The sequence below is a fragment of the Lawsonella clevelandensis genome (assembly GCF_003241315.1).
Classification (GTDB): domain Bacteria; phylum Actinomycetota; class Actinomycetes; order Mycobacteriales; family Mycobacteriaceae; genus Lawsonella; species Lawsonella clevelandensis_A.
This window is the reverse complement of record NZ_QFOZ01000001.1, coordinates 302,558-321,508: the sequence shown is the minus strand read 5'-3', so window position 1 is coordinate 321,508 and position 18,951 is coordinate 302,558. Positions and strand designations below refer to the sequence as shown.

Below are 18,951 nucleotides of genomic sequence, written 5' to 3'. Positions count from 1 at the left end.
AGATTACTTCCTAAATATGCCTAATCGTTTCTACCTGGTCAAATTATTCCGTTACTCGTAACTGTTATTTTTTGCAATGAGTGCTGCAACTATTGCCATTAATTCAATTTAGTACGAGTACTGCACGATTCAGTAAGATGGCTAGAGAAATGTTTAGTTATATTTACCACAACAGCAGTACTGCGGAGCCCTCTCCCACACACATATTCCACAATCTGCCAAAATAAGCCCTACTAATCTGGTATCAGTACTTCCCTTACTCCCCTACAAACTCATCATTATCAACCTCTAGCATCCCCAAACGTACTATCGTCATGTACCGTATGACAGAAAGGTATGAGAACCGCCATGGCGCCTAGTTTTCTCACCATTCTGTCAACAGACGCCATCCTTCTCGACGCCAATCTAGGGGAGTCAAAAAGCGATGTTATTACTGCTTTAGCCCAGCGGATACAAGATATTGGCCGCTCCGGTGATGCTGAACAGTTAGCTCACGATATACAGGCTCGGGAAGATAAGTCGGCAACTGGCCTCCCTGGAGGAATAGCTATCCCCCACTGTCGTACAGAAGCTATTGCCTTCCCAACTATTGCTTTCGCACGGCTTTCCCACCCCGTTGATTTTGGAGCCAATGACGGTCCTGCTGATCTTATCTTCGTCCTAGCGACCCCCGTTGATGGGCTTATTAGCCACACGAAACTACTTTCACGGTTAGCTAGAGCTCTTGTCCATGACGAAGTACTTGCGCAATTACGTACAGCTGAAGACCCAACTGAGGTTTTTCAGCTTCTCAATGGGCCACTAGGTAATTCGGGACCGCTTCTTCCCCCTGCACCCGCTCGTAATAACAAATTAAAGCTTCTTGCAGTAACAGGCTGCCCTACCGGTATTGCGCATACGTACATGTCAGCAGAAGCCCTTGAGCAATCTGTCCGCAATAATTTTCCCAATGTTGACCTCCATATTGAAACACAAGGAGCAGGAGACAATACCCAGCTAACCCAGCGGCAAATAGATAACGCTGACGTCGTTATCTTTGCTTCTGATGTGTCCATCAAAGATCGGGAACGTTTCGTTAATCTCCCCTCAATTTCTGTGGGAGTACGACAAGCCTTAAATTCTCCCAACACTGTTATTCAACAAGCAGTTGAACTCGCACGACTTTCTCGTGGAGAATCGGGACTCGGTAGCGAAAACGCGCACCGTAATCGCCCCCATCGCAGTCGTACAGCTTTTATTAAGAGCATTCCATCATCATTCCGCGGAAAATTGTCAGGTGTTGGACAGGCAGTTATGACGGGCGTCAGCTACATGATTCCTTTCATTGCAGCTGGTGGTTTACTTATTGCGCTTGGTTTTCTTATTGGAGGGTACGAGGTAAGTAACGTAGCCCGACAAGTCCTTCTACATTATTCCTTAAGCGATCTTCCTCCTCACATGCATTATCTGTTAGGAGCACAAGGTGACGGCACACTAACAACGAGCCGCTGTGGGGTTCCCCTCTACATAGGGTCTGTCTTTTATTCACTAGGCCAGATGGCAATGGATTTTATTGTGCCGGTGCTATCTGGGTATATCGCTTATGGATTAGGTGGACGGCCAGCTATTGCCCCTGGATTTGTAGGCGGCGGAGTGTCAGTACTGCTAGGAGCAGGTTTTTTGGGAGGAATAGTCACTGGACTATTGGGGGGACTTGTTGTCTTACTCTTCCGCCTTATTCCTGTTCCACAGTGGTTAGAAACACTTATGCCGGTGGTAATTCTGCCATTATTAGGTAGCCTAATCGTCGGCTCACTTATGATATTTGGCCTTGCCACACCACTGGCCTGGGCAATGACAGGACTACAAAACTGGCTTTCCAGTATGAATGACACTTCAGCGGTTCTCCTAGGAGTGCTACTTGGTGTCATGATCTGTTCTGACCTGGGCGGACCTATCAACAAATCGGCGTATCTTTTTGCCACTGCAGGTCTAGCCGCACAATCTAGTGGAGCTTTCGCGGTTATGGCAGCAAGTATGGCTGCAGGAATGGTCCCACCACTGGGCCTTGCCTTGGCAACAACACTACGTAAGCAACTTTTTACCAGCAATGAACAGCAAAATGGAAAAGCTGCCTGGTTGTTGGGCTTTTCTTTTGTTACAGAAGGGGCTGTTCCTTTTGCGGCTGCAGACCCACTGCGGGTACTTCCGGCAACAATACTCGGCGGCGCTACTGCAGGAGGGCTTTCTATGGCACTTCATGTAGGGTGCCGGGCTCCCCACGGCGGTATTTTTGTTATCTTTGCAATGGACAACCCGCTAGGTTTTCTTGCAGCAATAGCAGCAGGAACGCTCGTAACAGCAGTGGTCGTTATCCTCTTAAAGGCACTTGCCCACCATAAGCGAGAAGAAAAAAGTGCCGTTCAACCTACCAGCGAATAAAACCACAGGAGACACAATCGCTACTTTTCATACTTACCCGAGCATAAACTAGAATCATTGTCGTAAGCTTCACAGAGACCAGAGGAATTATGACTGCGAAAGATGTTGTTGTTGGCTCCGCCATTGGCCTGCACGCGCGCCCTGCCGGCATTATCTCCGATGCCGCCGCTAAATTCGATGAAGAGATTACGATCGCAGTTGAAGGCGAAGAACCAGTGAATGCCACTTCTGCGCTCCTCATTATGAGCCTGGGAGTAGAACACGGTCAGACTGTAACAGTTGCGTCAGAAAACGTCGCTGCAGTTAATACTATTGCGGATCTTATTGAAAAAGATCTAGACGCAGAATAATTGAAGCTGCTGCGCTAACGCATGCGGAACACGGGCCTCGATGATTGTTCCATCGGGTCCGTGTTTTTCGCTAAGTACACGCCCATGTTCATGTAGCCGAGACACGACCTCCCCATGATCATAAGGAATAAGCGCGTGGACAGTTGTCTCCCGCATATCTAATAAACGCGAGAGAGCCTGTGTGAACTCCTCTATCCCCTCTCCTGAATGTGCAGATACGAAAACTGTATTGGGTATTTCACTCCGCAACTGCGCCAATGTAATAGGCTCTGCTACATCGCACTTATTGACGACAGTTAATACCGGAGGTAATTCAATCCCATAGTCGGCAACAACATCGGCAAGTACCGCATTGACTGATTCAATCTTCTGCAGAGGAAAATCGTCTGAACCGTCCACGACATGCACAACAATGTCGGCATCTGCTACTTCTTCCAAAGTAGAACGGAACGATTCAACTAACTGTGTAGGTAGGTATCGTACAAAACCTACAGTGTCGGTAAACACCACTGTTCGACCATCGGGTAATTCACCCCGACGAGTTGTAGGGTCAAGAGTTGCGAATAAGGCATCCTGGACAAGTACTCCGGCTCCCGTAATCCGGTTAAGCAAACTAGATTTACCGGCATTCGTATACCCTACAATAACGACGGAGGGTGTATCTCCTGTATGCCGACGCTGGCGCTTTGTTTGCCGAGACATCTTCATATCCGCTAATTCACGGCGTAATTTCGCCATTCGTTGACGAATACGTCGACGGTCCGTTTCTATCTTCGTTTCACCAGGACCGCGCAAACCAACACCGCCATTAGAGCCTGCCCGGCCACCCGCCTGTCGGGATAGCGTGTCGCCCCAACCGCGTAGCCGCGGCAGCATGTACTCCATCTGCGCAAGTGTCACCTGTGCTTTACCTTCGGAAGAGGAAGCATGCTGTGCAAAAATATCAAGGATAAGAGCTGTACGGTCGATAACCTTAACGTTGATCGCTTTTTCTAAGGCAATAAGTTGTCCGGCAGAAAGCTCACCGTCGCAGATCACTGTATCTGCTCCCAGTTCGTCTACTACCTGTTTTACTTCCCGGACTTTTCCCGATCCGATATATGTTGCTGGATCCGGTTTATCACGTCGCTGAATGAGGACATCAAGTACTGCCGCACCCGCAGTTTCAGATAGTGCAGCCAACTCTGCCATGGCCGCTTCCGCTTGCGCTACTGAACCTTCCGTCCACACCCCTACTAATACGACTTTCTCAAGCCGCAGTTCACGGTATTCAGCATCAGTAACATCTTGAAGTTCGGTGGAAAGGCCCACCACATGGCGTAAAGAGGATCGCTCCTCTAACTCCATCTCACCGCGGGTTGGTTCATGCATAAGGTTCGAAATACTCTCCTTCGGCGACGATAACAGAGGGACCACGGAGGAAGCTATTATCTGGAGTGAATTTCACCTGTAATTCACCACCGGGAACACTGACGGATACGGTGCCATTCTCCACTCCAGCATCAGCAAGAGCCGCAAAAGCACTTGCTACTGTGCCAGTACCACACGACTTCGTCTCCCCCACACCACGCTCATAGACACGCATGGTGACATGACCGTCAACAAGTGGAGTAAGAACTTCCACATTAGTGCCAGCGGGAAACATCTCGGGATCGATACCAGGAGCATGACGAAAATCCATGCTTGCCAACTGTTCCACAGTTAAACCAGGAAGTACACATGCCAAATGTGGATTTCCTACCGAAAGAGCAAGACCAGCGATATGCCGTCCCGCAAAATCAGCCGAGGAAATACCTCGCAAGTCAACCTTCCCCATGGCTATCTCAACGTCCGCGATCAGGCCATCATGGCTGAGCCCATATACCCGAAACTTTTTACGTCCAGCCCGTGTCCCAAATGCTCCCTGGGTAGTATCTTCCGGAAGCAATCCTTGTGTGAGAAGAACATGCGCACATACTCTGGCCCCATTCCCACACATTTCTGCGCAAGAACCATCAGCATTGCGATAGTCCATAAACCATTCATCTGGATCTACTCCTTCGGGAAGCTCCATGAGCTCGCCCGCAGAAAGAAGATCGCGTGCACGGCTTAACCGAATGACACCATCTGCTCCAATTCCTTGCCGCCTATCGCACAGGTGAGCAACAGAAGAAGCGGTAAGACGCACCGTACACTCCGGATCCGGAAGCACAATAAAGTCATTCTGTGTACCGTGAGCTTTCAGAAAAAACATGCAGTAACCTTTGCTAGCAGAGAATACTATTTGCTGCGTTTTGGAGAATCGTCACTGCCGCATTACGTTTCTCCACAGTAAAACGAGCCTCCGGCCCAGATACGGAAAGAGCAATAGGTGTAGAACCAACAACACGGGCAACCGCTACACAACGTACCCCGGCTTCCTTTTCCTGTTCATCGGTGGCATATCCAGCTTCGCGAACAATTCGAATATGCTCAAGAAACCTCTCTGGATTGGTAATTGTGTGTTCAGTATCCGGACGCATCCCCTGCGTTTCCAACATGCGCATAATAGTGGCATCGTCGAGACATGCCACAAGAGCCTTCCCCACTGCTGTGTTGTGGACTCCGACACGTCTCCCAACTTCAGTAAACATACGCATCATATGCGGAGAAGGCACACCTGCCATATAGATAGCCTGATTGCCATCAAGCATGGCCATATTGGCAGTTTCTCCGGTGGAATCTACCAGCTTTTGGAGAGTAGGTTTCACCCAATCGCCCACCAGCCGGCTAGCACTTTCCCCCAACCGCACCAGACGCACACCAAGCGCATACTGACGGTTTGCTTCTTGTCTCACGTAACCGGCATCCCGCATTGTCCCAATAAGACGATGAATTGTGGCAACGGGAAGGCTGGTGTGCACAACGAGATCTGAAAGAGACGCTATTCCCCCCATATCGGCCAATGCATCAAGTAACTGAAGAGAACGATCCACCGACTGGACATGCCCACGCTTCGAGTCATCACCGCTATATCGGAAGAGTGACTCATCAACCATCTGCCATTTATCCTTATCGTGTAAAAGCTTGTACGTTATCGCGGACAGCTACATTTCCTATCATGAGGAAATCGCACTACACACATCGTCAACAAGAGAATCTGCGGATGCTGAGAACCAGTTTATCCTGTTATCTCGTTTAAACCAGGAACGTTGACGCCTAACATAACGACGCGTCGCAATAAAGGTACTGTCAATAGCCTCATCAACAGTACTATCCCCATCAATAACACTAAGTGCCTGGCTATACCCAATAGCACGGGCAGCTGTCGTACCATCCCGTAAGCCTCTCCCACACAGCTCACGTACTTCTTCCACCAAACCATCATGGAACATTCGTTTTGTTCGCTGTAGTAAGCAGGGATCAAGCCATTCCACATCCGCAGAAAGACCAATTATGTGGGTATTCCACCGTGGCGGAGCGCCACGCTGTGGTTGCGACGCCGTATAAGGTTGACCGGTAAGTTCCATAACCTCCAATGCCCGCACAGTACGACGTGGATCTGTCGGCAGAATTGTGCGTGCCGCAACAGGATCCCGCTGCGCTAATTCCCGATGCAGGTCTGCCACACCTCGCTTCGCAAGCTGATCTTCCCAATATGCACGAACCTGCGGATCAGTGGGAGGAAACTTCCAATCATCCAGAAGCGATTGAATGTACAACATAGAGCCGCCCACGATAATGGGAACAACTCCTCTTTTAAGAAGACGCTCAATATCTAGCTGGGCGGCCTCCTGATAGCGTGCAACTGTCGCTGTTTCCGTCACATCTAATACATCGATCTGATGGTGAGGTATACCCCGTCTTTCTGCCACAGGAGTTTTTGCTGTACCAATATCCATACCGCGGTACTGCTGCATAGCATCACAATTAACAATTTCTCCACCGAATCGCTCAGCAAGAGTAATACCAAGAGCCGATTTTCCCGATCCGGTCGGGCCAATCACAGCTAGTGGAGTAGGCGATGACGATGGCATTGCAGGCATTACACCAGATCTTTCTATGATGAGAGCTCCCCCTATCCTCTCACATCTCGAAATTCTTGCAGTTTTTAGAAAAAAGTATGGGTTAAGCCGTTAACCTAAAGATACGCACATTTTCACAAGAGAATGCGCTGTAGTTTCACTTTGGCAGCCGTGTCGCGCGGCAGAGATGAGGCAGTAATGTCCGATACCACACCGTCTCCCACCCCTTCGTCTTCCCACCCCATCCCTGGTGCGGGAGCCGCAGCCCCTAACCCGGCACAATTACGTCGCCGCAGCTCAGTCGTTATCCCCCCACGATCACAACCGGAAAAATGGGGTCATGTTGACGATGACGGTTCTGCATGGGTAAAAACAGCTGACGGAGAGCGTCTTATCGGAACGTGGCAGGCAGGAGCACCTGAAGAAGGTCTCGCCCACTTTGGTCGCCGCTATGATGACTTAGTTACTGAAGTAGCACTCCTAGAACGACGGCTAGACAGTCATCCTGCAGAAGCTGCTACAACACGTAAACATGCGGAGGACCTCAAAGCATCTTTAAGCACTGCTGCAGTTATCGGTGATATTGCTGCCCTAGATAAACGCCTACAAGATATTATTGCGCACTCTTTTACAGCGGAAGAGAAAGCTAAAGAACAGCGACAGCAAAAACGTGAAGCTGCCGTTCTGCGAAAAACAAAGCTTGTGGAAGAGGCAGAAGCCATCGGTGAATCTGCTACAACTTGGAAGCAGTCAGGCGATCGTCTGCGGGAGATCCTCGAAGAGTGGAAGACGATTCATGGAATCGACCGAAAAACAGATGACGCACTGTGGAAACGATTCTCTCGTGCCCGTGAAAGTTTTAACCGTCGCCGCGGCTCCCACTTTGCGGAACTAGATCGAGTACGCGCTACTGCAGCTCGTCAGAAAGAAGAACTCGTTTCTCAAGCGGAGTCACTACAGGACTCGGAAGAGTGGAGCGATACTGCTAGTGAGTATCGCCGTCTTATGCAGGAATGGAAGAAAGCCGGTCGCGCCCAAAAAGATGTGGATGATTCCCTCTGGGCACGCTTCAAGAAGGCACAAGACCATTTCTTCGACCGCCGAAAAGCTGTCCTCGACGAGCGAGATTCAGAGTTTGCCGCAAATGGTGCTGCGAAAACTGAGCTTCTCAACACTTACTCCCCTCGTATCAAGAATGCGAGTGATTGTGAAGAGGCACGTACTCTCCTCAATGAGTTGGAGGGCAAATGGGAAGAAATTGGACGAGTTCCGCGCGCTGATATGCGCCCCCTTGACGATGCTATCCGTAGTCTCGAACGCCATGTGACAGACCTTGAAAAGGCTGAATGGCAGAGGACTGATCCGGAAGTACAGGCTCGTGCACAGCAATTCTGGAACCGTGTGAAAGATTTTGAAGCACAGGCAGAAAAAGCCGACAAAGCAGGCCGTACAAAGGATGCAGAAAAGGCTCGTGCACAAGCTGCCCAATGGACTGAATGGGCAAAAGCTGCTGAGAATTCTCTGAACGAACTCTAGATAATAGACAAACTAGATTATCAGCACTACAACAATTGTGGGGATGGGCAGGATCAATACCGTCTGGTAGATACAGCCCATCCCTACAATTGTTATTTCTTATCTGTTATTTCTCATCAGCGAGTGTTCTAAACGTGGGTATTCCTAAACCAACGCCTACGGGTTTTACTTGTGGTTGAATACCCGCTTCATAATTGTCCCCAGCTTGAGTGTGCCGCACTGACAGAACCCCGTTGTCAGCGAGCAAATGGTGTGGAGCAGCGCCCGTAATAGAGACCGTTACACAATCCCCCGGCCGTACCGTTTCACTCCCCCGATGCGTAAAGTGCACAAGGCGACCACACCGAGTCCGTCCACTCCGACGATGAGTGGCATTATTCTTACGGCCATCATGGGCAGTGACAAGCAATTCTTGCGTGGAGCCTATCAGCTTCTGATTTTCTTCAAGAGTAATGCGTTCCTGCAGCGCAATAAGCCGATCGTAGCGTTCTTGCACAACATCAGCCGGAATCTGATCCTCCATCTCCGCAGCTGGAGTACCAGGCCGAGGAGAATACTGGAATGTATACGCGCTACTAAAACGTACTTTTTCGACAACATTGAGAGTCTCTTGGAAATCTTCTTCAGTTTCTCCTGGGAAACCCACAATAATGTCAGTAGTAATAGCAGCATCCGGCATATAGTGACGTACATTGTCGACAATGTTGAGGAAACGCTGCTGCCGATAGGATCTCCGCATTGACCGTAGGATTCGGTCTGATCCTGATTGCAAAGGCATGTGCAGTTGTGGACATACAGCCGGTGTTTCCGCCATAGCCAGAACAACATCTTCAGTAAATTGGGCAGGATGCGGAGAAGTGAATTTCAAACGCTCAAGTCCAGGAATTTCTCCACATGCTCGCAGTAATTCAGAGAAAGCCTGCCGATTCCGTGGACGTTGCGAATCAGCAAAGCTCATGCCATAGGAGTTAACATTCTGCCCTAATAAGGTAATTTCTTGAATTCCCTCATCCACTAGACTCTGCACTTCGGCAACGATATCTGCAGGTGGTCGATCAATTTCTTTACCACGTAGGGATGGAACAATGCAGTAGGTACACGTATTGTTGCACCCTACTGAAATTGATACCCATGCTGCGTAGGACGATTCACGCTTGGCAGGAAGAGTAGAGGGAAATTCTTTGAGTGACTCATAGATTTCAACCTGTGCTTCTTTATTGTGACGAGCACGCCGCAAAAGTACTGGTAATGAGCGAAGATTATGCGTCCCAAATACTGCGTCAACCCAGGGAGCACGGTCTACAACAGCATCTTTATCTTTTTGCGCGAGGCAACCGCCAACAGCGAATTGGAGATGAGGATTTTCTTCTTTTAGAGGTCGTAATAGTCCTAGTGTTCCATACAGCCGATTCGCTGCATTTTCCCGCACAGCACAGGTGTTAAAAACAATAAGGTCGGGGATTCCCTCACCAGAGAAAGGTATATAGCCATCGGCTTCTAAAACACCTGCTATACGTTCAGAATCATGCACATTCATTTGGCACCCAAAGGTGCGAATTTCGTATTGCCTGCGCTCCACTGATCTCCCCTTCACACTGGATAGTATTTAGGACAAGGCAGGTCTTCTAGTGTACCTGAGCGTAAGAGTGTTTCTTTAGTTGGAGTCGTATCCCTCACGATGTGCTACCAGAGCTTCGTTAACAATACGCTGTGCTAATTCACTGGAAAAGCCACGGCGCACCAGCATGCTATAGAGCCTTCGCTGTTGTTTTTGAAAAAACTCCCATTCAATAAGGGATGCCGCATCAATAAGTTTCACTTTACGAGAGACAAGTGCTCGTGCAGTGTCTTCTTCTACACACGGGGAAAGATTCTCAAGCTCCGCTTCTATAATGGAAGGTGCAATACCTTTGTGACGAAGCTCTTGCCGCAGAACAGCTTTTCCTCTACCACTATGTCGTGACCGTGAAGAAACCCATTCGTGTGCGAATCTCTCATCATTGAGAAGATCAACCCGCTCAAATCGTTCAATGAGATCATCAACGATATCTGTGGGAAATCCTTTACTTTGTAGTCGGTCTGCTAGTTCTTTGCTACTTCGGGACCGTACTGAAAGAAGCCGTAAAGCTGCTTCCCTTGCTCGATCATTAAGGCTATCGCTAGTAGAACTAGTAGATTTTTGCTGAGGCTTCGACAGCACACTTTCGGTAGCATGACGCAGTACCTCAAGAGTGTGCTGTCGTCGATCATTACTCATTGGTTACTGAGAAATCTATGTTACTTAGAAATCTACAGAGTCGTCCTCAGTAGCCTGAGTTTCTTCATCCGGTTCAGCAGCATAAGCCCCAATCTTCAGTTTCCGGAGAATCTTCTCCTCAATTTCGTCACACAGGGCGGGATTGTCCCGTAAATAGGTCCGTACTTTTTCTTTACCCTGCCCCAGCTGATCTCCCTCATAGGTGTACCATGATCCAGATTTACGGATAAATCCCTGGTCAACCCCCATATCTATGATAGATCCCTCACGAGAAATACCTTGTCCATAGAGAAGATCGAATTCAGCTTGTTTGAATGGTGGGGCAACCTTGTTCTTCACAACCTTGACGCGAGTGCGGTTACCTACTGGTTCAGTACCGTCTTTCAATGTTTCAATGCGTCGAACATCAAGGCGTACTGAAGAATAGAACTTAAGTGCTCTACCACCAGTCGTTGTTTCCGGTGAGCCGAACATGACACCGATCTTCTCGCGAAGCTGGTTAATGAAAATGGCGGTAGTGCCTGAAGCAGAAAGGCCACCTGTCATTTTACGTAATGCTTGGCTCATCAAACGGGCTTGTAAACCAACGTGGTTATCTCCCATTTCACCTTCAATTTCAGCACGTGGAACAAGAGCCGCAACCGAGTCGATAACAATAATATCGATCGCTCCAGAACGAATGAGCATATCGGCAATCTCGAGTGCCTGTTCACCAGTATCAGGCTGTGAGACGAGCAATGCGTCTGTATCAACACCTAATGCTCGTGCATACTCCGGGTCAAGAGCATGCTCAGCATCAATAAAAGCTGCAATACCACCGGCTTTTTGCGCATTGGCAACTGCATGGAGAGCCACAGTAGTTTTACCTGATGATTCTGGTCCATAAATTTCGATGATTCGTCCACGCGGCAAACCACCAATACCCAGAGCAATATCCAAAGCAATTGAGCCTGTTGGAATAGCTGCAACAGCCTGGTGCTGATCGTCACCCAGACGCATCACGGAGCCTTTCCCATATTGTTTATCAATTTGGGCAAGGGCATTTTCTAACGCTTTTTCCCGATCAGGAAGCTTTCCTGCAGCCATGAGTTATTTCTCCTTTATGGTATTTCACCGTTGTTACCGATGCTGTCACTAATCACTATAAAAAAGCCCAGTAACAAAAAATTTGTTATTCACAGTCTAATAGAACAAACTTTCGAATTTCTACTTCTAGAGAAACGTGTCCAGTTTCTCATTCTTTATTCGACCATGTCCCCAGCACCAATATCTGGTCCCCACTGTCGTTCTTCCGGAACTTGTTGATGACGACACAAAGCAAGCCACACATCACGGATTTCATATCCACTATCTAATGCTTCTTGTGGAGTTTTTCCATCCAACTCACTGAGCACCGTATCGTTAAGAAGAGTATCTCCCACCATTTCTCCAAATTCACGGTGGAGAGCTACTTCAAATTCTGTCATACGCACACGTTTAGCCTAGCGTCTTTTTAGCAAGTAGCATATGCTCTAATCACAGAACTATTGAACAATGTTTAACGACTGGTATTACATGAGCAAAACATCGCAATCATCCTCTGCAAAAGATTTGGCCTATATCGCCGTTTTCACTGCACTCACTATCGTTCTAGGCTTCATCCCACCCATTCCCGCTGGTCCACTAGGTGTCCCCATCCTCGTCCAAAATCTCGGCATTATTCTCATGGGAATGGTATTAGGCGCTCGTCGTGGGACGCTGTCAGCACTTCTCTTCATTGCCCTCGCGTGCACGGGGCTACCTATTCTGGCTGGAGGACGTTCCGGTCTTGTCGCTATTACCTCCCCCACTGCAGGGTTCTTCCTCGGATACCTTCCAGCAGCTGCCGTCATCGGACTTATCAGCCGCTGGCGTTCCGGACGTAACGTCCTCATCAACATTCTGGCTGGCATCGTGGGAGGAATCCTGGTCAATTATGCCTGTGGCATCGCTGGAATGATGATCGTGGGGCATGTCTCCTTCACCGCAGCTCTCGTCACACTGCCTGCCTATCTACCTGGCGACCTATTGAAAATAGTCGTGGCGGCCTCCGTCACTGCCGCCCAGCTTAAAGCTCTCCCCCATATTCGTCCTGCAAAGACCCAGGATGACCAGGCACAATCAGCTCTTGACCAGATTGATTCCCCGGAACATAATGCGGCCGTAACAGACTCACCTATCATCAATACCGCTAATACCGTTAATATCCCTGATAGTTCCAATAGCTCCGGTAACATTGATAAAACTGCCTCCACCGACAAAGAGTACACATCCCATGATTGAGCTACACGATGTGTCACACGCCTATGAGAGTGCAGTCATCCTACGACATATCACCGCTACCCTTTCCGAACACCGTATTGGCATTACCGGCCCCAATGGTTCGGGTAAATCCACTCTTATCCGCATGATGAATGGACTTGTTATCCCCACCCGTGGTGACGTTATTGTCAACGGACATAACACTCGTAAAAAAAGTGCCGAGATACGCCATCACACTGGCTTTATTTTCTCCGATCCACGCACACAGATTCTTATGCCCACACTCTGCGAAGACGTGGAATTCTCACTGCGCCGCCGTATTAAAGACAAAAAGGAACGCCATAACGTCGCACTTCATTATTTAGATCAATTCGGCTTAGCGGAACGAGCTGATTGCTCACCTCATGAACTATCAGGAGGACAACAACAACTTCTTGCGATTGCATCGATTATGGCAATCGAACCAGACCTCATTCTGGCAGATGAACCGACTGCACTTCTGGATCTTCGTAATACGCGACGACTTCTTCGCATTTTCCAACGTATAGATGCACAGATAGTGCTTGTCTCACATGATTTTTCCGTACTTCGCCAAATGGATCGTGTCATCGTTATTAACAATGGCACTATTTTTGCCGATGGAACTCCACAAGAGTCTCTCGACGCTTATGAAACACTGATCGATGTCGAGGAAGATCACGCAAAACTGTTATGAAAAATTATGTCTTGGGGACCTATCACCCTGGTAATAGTTTTCTTCACCGCACCCCTGCCGTTCTCAAGATTCTGGTACTCATCGCGTGGATACTTGCTGTCAGCCTTGGCTGCCGTCAGGTGCTCTGGCTTAGTATTCCTGGAGCTATCGCCATCATTCTATTGTTCATAACACGTGTTCCTGTACGGATCGTATGGGAGCAGGTATGGCCGACGCTACCGCTTCTTGTCCTTATCGGTTTGTATCAATGGTGGGCAGTATCGTGGCAGGAAGCATTACGAATTACTGGTATTATTCTCTGCTGTATCCTGGCCGCTATTGTTATTTCTCTAACGACACGTGTTACAGAAATGCTAGACGGATATATGGTTCTCCTCCGTCCTCTGGCGAAACTTAAAGTGCCTACAGAACGCATTGCCTTAGCTTTCGCGCTCACTGTACAGTCTGTGCCGGTTATTTCCGCTATCGTCACCGATGTACAGGAGTCTTTATGGTCTCGGGATGGAGGATGCTCCCTGCGAGCATTTATTACCCCTGTACTATCCCGCGTTTTACGCCATGCTGACGGAGTGGGCGATGCGCTATTGGCTCGCGGTATGGACGACTCAGATAGTCACCACGACAGTAAGTAAAAAGAATACGACTGACTAGCCTTCTATCCCTTAGAAGAAGAGTTATGAGGTTGCGGAAGTTCACCAGTCGCAGCCATTTCAGCACGAATTTCAGCAAGACGAGTGTTTGCACGCGTCTTTGCCGATACTGCTTCCACTTCCATCATTTGTTGTGCCACACCACTATCAGCAAGCTCAGTCTGCCCTATAGCGCGAGCATGACGGCTCTCAATTTTATCCCGTACATGTTCTAGGCTCGGTGTGGAACTATCACTATTTGTCCCATTAATCTGTTGCACAGCCTGCGCAACTTTTTCCTGCATTTTCACTTGATCAAGCTGATTCAGGAGTTTAGTACGCTCTGCTAGCTGATGCTCCATAAGACGGGCATTCTGCTCTACTGCAGCGCGGGCAGCATCAGAAGCCCCCCGTGTCTGCTCGTGGAGCACTTTGAGATCCGCAATGGTCTTCTCCGCACTCACTAACTGTTCAGAGAAAGCGTTGGCGGCCTTTTCATAGTCACGGGCTTGCTCAGCATGGCCTTTTCTACGTGCATCTTCAGCCATGAGGAGTGCTTGCCTCACGTTATTTTTTATATTCTCCACACTAGATAGCTGGCGATCTAGCTTCATCTCCAGTTGACGCTGATTCCCGATAATAGTTGCCGCCTGCTGGGAAAGCTCTTGGTGGTGACGTTTTACCTCAGCAATTGCTTGCTCAATCTGTATTGCAGGATCAGCATCCTGTTCAACTGTGTAGTCAAACTTCGCCATGAGGTATTTCCAAGCCTTAATAAAAGGATTGGCCATCATTTCTCCTCACCGTACATACGCATCAGTACACCCTCTCCTATTGAGGGGTGGAGCACAGACTTCTTGTAGGGAAGTACTACCTCCGATAGTACAGAACAGTTCGTATAGAGGAGAGCTAGCGCAGCTAACGTCGTTACTTCTTATCTAGTAAATAAAGACTACGCGACAGCATGAAGCGTAACGTCTTCTTCAGGCCCCATCACATAGGCAGCACGACGTAAAACTACAGCTAGATTCACTCCGAGAGCATCGCAGATTGAACGAAGCACCTCAGAAGAGACTTCTTTTCGCCCGCGCTCAAGCTCGGATAAATACCCAGAGCTCACACGTGCACTGTCAGCAACATCACGAAGCGTCCGATTAGCATCCAGACGGTAAGCACGAAGAACTGTCCCCAATGCCTCGCGAAGAAGCGGGGAAGAATTGTTTATTGCGGTATTAACTGTATTGTTCACACTCTCTATAACCACGGTGCTGCTAAATTAATTCCCGCATTATTGTGTCTGTATATGCTCATGTACAAGGGACAAAGCTGCTGACACGCTCTGCTCTCGGATTTCTTGGCGCGAACCAGTGAAATGATACTGGCGTACACATACCGGTATTTCCGGTAAAGCTACTCCTATAAAAACTGTTCCTACAGGATGACCATCTTGTTTCGTTGGACCAGCTACCCCGGTAAGACCAACTCCGATATCCGCACCGCACTGTTTTTTAGCCCCTACAGCTAACTCTCTAGCAGTGTCTTCTGCTACTGCCCCAACCCGCTGCAATGTCTGCGTAGAGACGCCTGCTAATTGGTGTTTAAGATCAGTCGCATACACGACCAATCCACCCCGTAGAACAGCACTTGCTCCCGGAACTGAAGCGAGAGTAGCGCAGAATAAGCCTGCAGTTAACGATTCTGCCGCAGCTATAGTGAGTTTCTGCCCAGTAAGTTCTTTAATAACAACATGTGCCAGGGAAGACGAGCACTCCATAACTCACCCTTGCTTCCCAAGCTTAACAGCAGTGTGGGGAACAGTTCCGACGTTATCAGCTATCGTATTCTCTGGTTCTTCCGGGGAAGGATGATAAGCCTTCCATAGATAATCCACACCAGTCACAATGGTGAGAACCACGGCGACACCCATGACGATCCAACCGCACCACTCTAGCCATCCGTCATAAGGAATGAGCAGGAGAAAAACTGCCAGAGTCTGCACCATCGTTTTCAGTTTTCCACCGCGACTAGCCGGAACAATACGCTCTTTAAGAACAGTGAATCGCCAAACGGTAATACCGATTTCTCGAATCAAAATAATAGCGGTAACCCACCACCACAATTTACCGATAACATTCAAGCTAATGAGCGAGGCAGCCATAATCGCTTTATCTGCAATAGGATCAGCAATTTTGCCGAAGTTCGTCACGAGATCGTAATGGCGAGCAATACGACCATCTGCAGTATCTGTCGCCATGGCTACACAGAAGATAACGACTGCCCAAGCGCGAGCTTTATACGTAGGCGTTCCACAAAAGAACACCACCAAGAATACAGGCACGAGGATAATACGAATCACTGTCAAAATGTTAGGAAGATTCCATACTTTTGCCTGTGATTCTTCCTTTACCGCCATGGTCCACCCTTTACGTCGCTTCAACGCCTCTACTCTCTATCCTAACCCTCTTGCCTACGTAGACTTTGCCGAAGGACTATTCTAATTGCTATGGAAAATACCCAGGCAGACGATATACCCAACATCAACATTCGCACCGCAACTACAGATGATGTACCTGAGATTAAAGCTCTAGTGGATATCTACGCCGGGAAAATTTTGCTCGAGAAAAATCTCATTGATATCTATGAGGCTTTACAAGAATACGTTGTTGTAGAATCCGCAGGTCACATTATTGGATGCGGTGCGCTACACGTCTTATGGTCTGATTTAGGCGAGATACGTACTGTCGCTGTCCATCCCAAAGCTCATCACCATGGTATCGGGCACACTATCGTTACCACACTATTGAAGAAAGCCCACCAACTGAATTTAGAACGCGTTTTCGTTCTTACCTTTGAAGTTAATTTCTTCGCACGCTACGGATTTAAAGAAATAGAAGGAACTCCAGTAAGCCGAACGACCTATGAGCAAATGCTGCGGTCGTATGATGCCGGTGTAGCCGAATTTTTGGACCTTTCTTCCGTGAAACCCAATACATTGGGGAACACGCGTATGCTGGCCCATATAAAACCACAAGGAGTAGACAAGGAGTAAACAATGTCCGTTTTCGTTTTCCGCTATGTCTATGATGACGCAAATGCTGCAATGATGGATAAGCTACGTCCACAGCATCGGGCCTACTTAGGAGAAGGTGCACAACGCGATATTGTTCTTGCTTCCGGACCGTTAACAGACGGCAGTGGCGCTCTTATTCTGGTAAAAGCGCAGGATAAGGACGACGCTCTTCACTTCATGAATCATGATCCATTTTATGTCAACGGCATGGTCGCAGAACGCTTCTGCGATGAGTGGAAATCCGTGATTGGTGCTTTTACCGACTGCTAAACACTTCATAATAAAGGGAGCTTTCCTGCGCCACTATGTGCCATCAGGAAAGCTCCCCTTATTGTCTTCACTATCGGCTACACCGTAGTTATACGAGTTATACGGCTTTCCCTTTTTTACGATGTATACAGCGAAAAAGCGGTTCATCCCCGTCACAACCAACATCAACAAGGGCGTGCGAAGAACTTTGCTGGTGCAGATCATTCAATTGACGAGTTTCTGCAGACATTTGTAAGTGATCAGGATCTTCAGCTCCATCACGACGCTTATCTATCGCATTTTTAATAACTGACGCAATAATAGTGAGCAGCAAAACGACGACAATAAACAGTAGTGAGAATGTGATGGACGGCTCCCACACGTGAACAGCCTGGCCACCGTTAATAAAGGGCACCCTGTTGTCATGTAGTGCGTGCAGGACCAATTTAACGCCAATGAATCCCAAGATAATGGATAGTCCATAACTCATAAAAGAGAGACGATCAAGCAATCCATAAAGAAGGAAATAGAGCTGACGCAACCCCAACAAAGCGAGAGCATTAGTCATAAAGACGATATAGGGTTCCTTCGTCAGACCGAAAATAGCGGGGATGGAGTCTAAGGCAAAGATTAAGTCAGTAAAGCCAATCGCAATTAAGGCAATGAACAGCGGAGTGAACATTACTTTCCCGCCGCGTCGAAACATTAATCGATCACCATGTAATTCCTTGCTAACGTGGAAGATTTTCGATGCAAGTTTTACTGGTGCTTGTTCACTAACAGGTTTAGGTTCTTCGTCTTTAACTTCTTCCACAACAACTTTGACAGCCATGTACAACAGGAAAATACCAAAGAGGTAGAACACCCACGCCCACGCGCTAATAGCTGCAGCACCAACTCCGATAAAGATGGCACGCAGTGCAAGGGCAAGAGCAATACCTATAAGGAGAACTTTCTGCTGATATTTGGGTGGTACACGGAAATTACCCAAAATAAGAGCGAACCCGAAAAGATTATCTACGGATAACGATTTTTCAGTGACGTAGCCTGCGAAAAATTCCATCCCATGTTGATGGGGATTACCTGGTTCTTTCCAGAAGAACCATAGAAAACCACCATAAATACATGCGACAACAATATAAAAAACTGACCACAATGCAGCTTCTTTTAATGACGGCACATGTGGGGTCTTAACGTGTGAAAAGAAATCAAAGACAAAAAATCCGATGATAACTAATATGCTGATAAACCACGTTAGGGCATTAACGTCCACAAAACTCCCTCCGGGGATGCGCACAGCGCACTACTCTCCGGAGGTCTCTCCCGCTTCAGTGGTCACATCCTCAGCAGATATGCCCTGAGCCCGTTCGCCGGTTAAATGCGGACCTAACGTGTTGACGACGAGTGCGGAACTGGGATACTCCCCTCCTACTTGCTCCAGTGTACACAACACTAAAAGCT

The 18,951-nt window shown here is 48.3% G+C and carries 21 protein-coding genes; 8 read left to right on the top strand and 13 right to left on the bottom strand.

Features of this window, described 5'->3' with window-relative positions; all coding sequences use genetic code 11:
* Nucleotides 1-348 precede the first annotated feature (348 nt).
* Both DI579_RS01465 and DI579_RS01460 read left to right on the top strand, forming a co-directional pair.
* Nucleotides 349-2,421: a fructose-specific PTS transporter subunit EIIC gene (locus DI579_RS01465; protein ID WP_303678576.1), complete on the top strand. Its 2,073-nt coding sequence runs from the start codon at nucleotides 349-351 to the stop codon at nucleotides 2,419-2,421.
* A gap of 89 nt (nucleotides 2,422-2,510) precedes the next feature.
* Nucleotides 2,511-2,771 carry an HPr family phosphocarrier protein gene (locus DI579_RS01460; protein ID WP_290595357.1) on the top strand — a complete coding sequence of 87 codons (261 nt, stop codon included), beginning with the start codon at nucleotides 2,511-2,513 and terminating at the stop codon, nucleotides 2,769-2,771.
* Here the strand turns inward: DI579_RS01460 and hflX are convergent.
* From hflX to miaA, 4 genes are read right to left on the bottom strand one after another with little or no spacing between them, the layout of a single operon-like run.
* Nucleotides 2,757-4,142 carry a GTPase HflX gene (gene hflX, locus DI579_RS01455; RefSeq protein WP_290595358.1) on the bottom strand — a complete coding sequence of 462 codons (1,386 nt, stop codon included), beginning with the start codon at nucleotides 4,140-4,142 and terminating at the stop codon, nucleotides 2,757-2,759. The genes DI579_RS01460 and hflX overlap by 15 nt on opposite strands.
* Nucleotides 4,135-5,004, bottom strand: coding sequence for a diaminopimelate epimerase (gene dapF, locus DI579_RS01450; RefSeq protein WP_290595359.1), 870 nt, complete (start codon nucleotides 5,002-5,004; stop codon nucleotides 4,135-4,137). The genes hflX and dapF overlap by 8 nt, the downstream gene beginning before the upstream one ends.
* A 13-nt stretch (nucleotides 5,005-5,017) precedes the next feature.
* Nucleotides 5,018-5,788, bottom strand: coding sequence for an IclR family transcriptional regulator (locus DI579_RS01445; RefSeq protein ID WP_303678575.1), 771 nt, complete (start codon nucleotides 5,786-5,788; stop codon nucleotides 5,018-5,020).
* A gap of 60 nt (nucleotides 5,789-5,848) precedes the next feature.
* Nucleotides 5,849-6,766: a tRNA (adenosine(37)-N6)-dimethylallyltransferase MiaA gene (miaA, locus tag DI579_RS01440; RefSeq protein ID WP_290595645.1), complete on the bottom strand. Its 918-nt coding sequence runs from the start codon at nucleotides 6,764-6,766 to the stop codon at nucleotides 5,849-5,851.
* 186 nt (nucleotides 6,767-6,952) lie between these two features.
* Between miaA and DI579_RS01435 the strand changes: the two genes are divergently transcribed.
* Complete coding sequence (locus tag DI579_RS01435; protein WP_290595361.1) at nucleotides 6,953-8,290, top strand: DUF349 domain-containing protein; 1,338 nt, start codon at nucleotides 6,953-6,955, stop codon at nucleotides 8,288-8,290.
* A 106-nt stretch (nucleotides 8,291-8,396) separates the two neighbouring features.
* On the opposite strand, the gene miaB is transcribed toward DI579_RS01435, so the two are convergent.
* The 4 genes from miaB to DI579_RS01415 form a co-directional block, all read right to left on the bottom strand.
* Nucleotides 8,397-9,869 (bottom strand): tRNA (N6-isopentenyl adenosine(37)-C2)-methylthiotransferase MiaB, encoded by a 1,473-nt coding sequence (gene miaB / locus DI579_RS01430; RefSeq protein ID WP_306558815.1) that lies wholly within the window; start codon nucleotides 9,867-9,869, stop codon nucleotides 8,397-8,399.
* A 75-nt stretch (nucleotides 9,870-9,944) separates the two neighbouring features.
* On the bottom strand, nucleotides 9,945-10,547 hold the full coding sequence (locus DI579_RS01425) for a regulatory protein RecX (protein ID WP_290595363.1): 603 nt from the start codon (nucleotides 10,545-10,547) through the stop codon (nucleotides 9,945-9,947).
* Nucleotides 10,548-10,571: 24 nt separating this feature from the next.
* On the bottom strand, nucleotides 10,572-11,633 hold the full coding sequence (gene recA, locus DI579_RS01420) for a recombinase RecA (RefSeq protein WP_290595364.1): 1,062 nt from the start codon (nucleotides 11,631-11,633) through the stop codon (nucleotides 10,572-10,574).
* 155 nt (nucleotides 11,634-11,788) lie between these two features.
* Nucleotides 11,789-12,013 (bottom strand): DUF3046 domain-containing protein, encoded by a 225-nt coding sequence (locus DI579_RS01415; RefSeq protein ID WP_290595365.1) that lies wholly within the window; start codon nucleotides 12,011-12,013, stop codon nucleotides 11,789-11,791.
* An 88-nt stretch (nucleotides 12,014-12,101) separates the two neighbouring features.
* On the opposite strand from DI579_RS01415, the gene DI579_RS01410 reads away from it, so the two are divergent.
* The 3 genes from DI579_RS01410 to DI579_RS01400 are packed head-to-tail and all read left to right on the top strand — an operon-like array spanning nucleotide 12,102 to nucleotide 14,174.
* A complete protein-coding gene (locus DI579_RS01410; RefSeq protein WP_290595366.1) occupies nucleotides 12,102-12,848 on the top strand; it encodes a biotin transporter BioY in 747 nt (248 codons plus the stop codon).
* A complete protein-coding gene (locus DI579_RS01405) occupies nucleotides 12,841-13,542 on the top strand; it encodes an energy-coupling factor ABC transporter ATP-binding protein (RefSeq protein WP_290595367.1) in 702 nt (233 codons plus the stop codon). The genes DI579_RS01410 and DI579_RS01405 overlap by 8 nt, the downstream gene beginning before the upstream one ends.
* Complete coding sequence (locus DI579_RS01400) at nucleotides 13,539-14,174, top strand: energy-coupling factor transporter transmembrane protein EcfT (protein ID WP_290595368.1); 636 nt, start codon at nucleotides 13,539-13,541, stop codon at nucleotides 14,172-14,174. The genes DI579_RS01405 and DI579_RS01400 overlap by 4 nt, the downstream gene beginning before the upstream one ends.
* A gap of 23 nt (nucleotides 14,175-14,197) precedes the next feature.
* Here the strand turns inward: DI579_RS01400 and DI579_RS01395 are convergent, their stop codons facing one another.
* The 4 genes from DI579_RS01395 to pgsA form a co-directional block, all read right to left on the bottom strand.
* On the bottom strand, nucleotides 14,198-14,962 hold the full coding sequence (locus DI579_RS01395; protein ID WP_290595369.1) for a PspA/IM30 family protein: 765 nt from the start codon (nucleotides 14,960-14,962) through the stop codon (nucleotides 14,198-14,200).
* Nucleotides 14,963-15,123: 161 nt separating this feature from the next.
* A complete protein-coding gene (locus tag DI579_RS01390) occupies nucleotides 15,124-15,420 on the bottom strand; it encodes a helix-turn-helix domain-containing protein (RefSeq protein WP_306558820.1) in 297 nt (98 codons plus the stop codon).
* A 39-nt stretch (nucleotides 15,421-15,459) separates the two neighbouring features.
* Nucleotides 15,460-15,945 (bottom strand): CinA family protein, encoded by a 486-nt coding sequence (locus DI579_RS01385; RefSeq protein ID WP_290595371.1) that lies wholly within the window; start codon nucleotides 15,943-15,945, stop codon nucleotides 15,460-15,462.
* A gap of 3 nt (nucleotides 15,946-15,948) precedes the next feature.
* Nucleotides 15,949-16,584, bottom strand: coding sequence for a CDP-diacylglycerol--glycerol-3-phosphate 3-phosphatidyltransferase (gene pgsA, locus DI579_RS01380; RefSeq protein WP_303678574.1), 636 nt, complete (start codon nucleotides 16,582-16,584; stop codon nucleotides 15,949-15,951).
* Between the two features lie 129 nt (nucleotides 16,585-16,713).
* Here pgsA and DI579_RS01375 point away from each other — a divergent pair, with 129 nt between their 5' ends.
* Nucleotides 16,714-17,220: an amino-acid N-acetyltransferase gene (locus DI579_RS01375; RefSeq protein ID WP_290595647.1), complete on the top strand. Its 507-nt coding sequence runs from the start codon at nucleotides 16,714-16,716 to the stop codon at nucleotides 17,218-17,220.
* 3 nt (nucleotides 17,221-17,223) lie between these two features.
* On the top strand, nucleotides 17,224-17,511 hold the full coding sequence (locus DI579_RS01370) for a YciI family protein (protein ID WP_187398171.1): 288 nt from the start codon (nucleotides 17,224-17,226) through the stop codon (nucleotides 17,509-17,511).
* Between the two features lie 97 nt (nucleotides 17,512-17,608).
* Here DI579_RS01370 and DI579_RS01365 read toward each other — a convergent pair whose 3' ends face one another.
* A complete protein-coding gene (locus tag DI579_RS01365) occupies nucleotides 17,609-18,763 on the bottom strand; it encodes a TerC/Alx family metal homeostasis membrane protein (protein ID WP_290595649.1) in 1,155 nt (384 codons plus the stop codon).
* Nucleotides 18,764-18,951 lie beyond the last annotated feature (188 nt).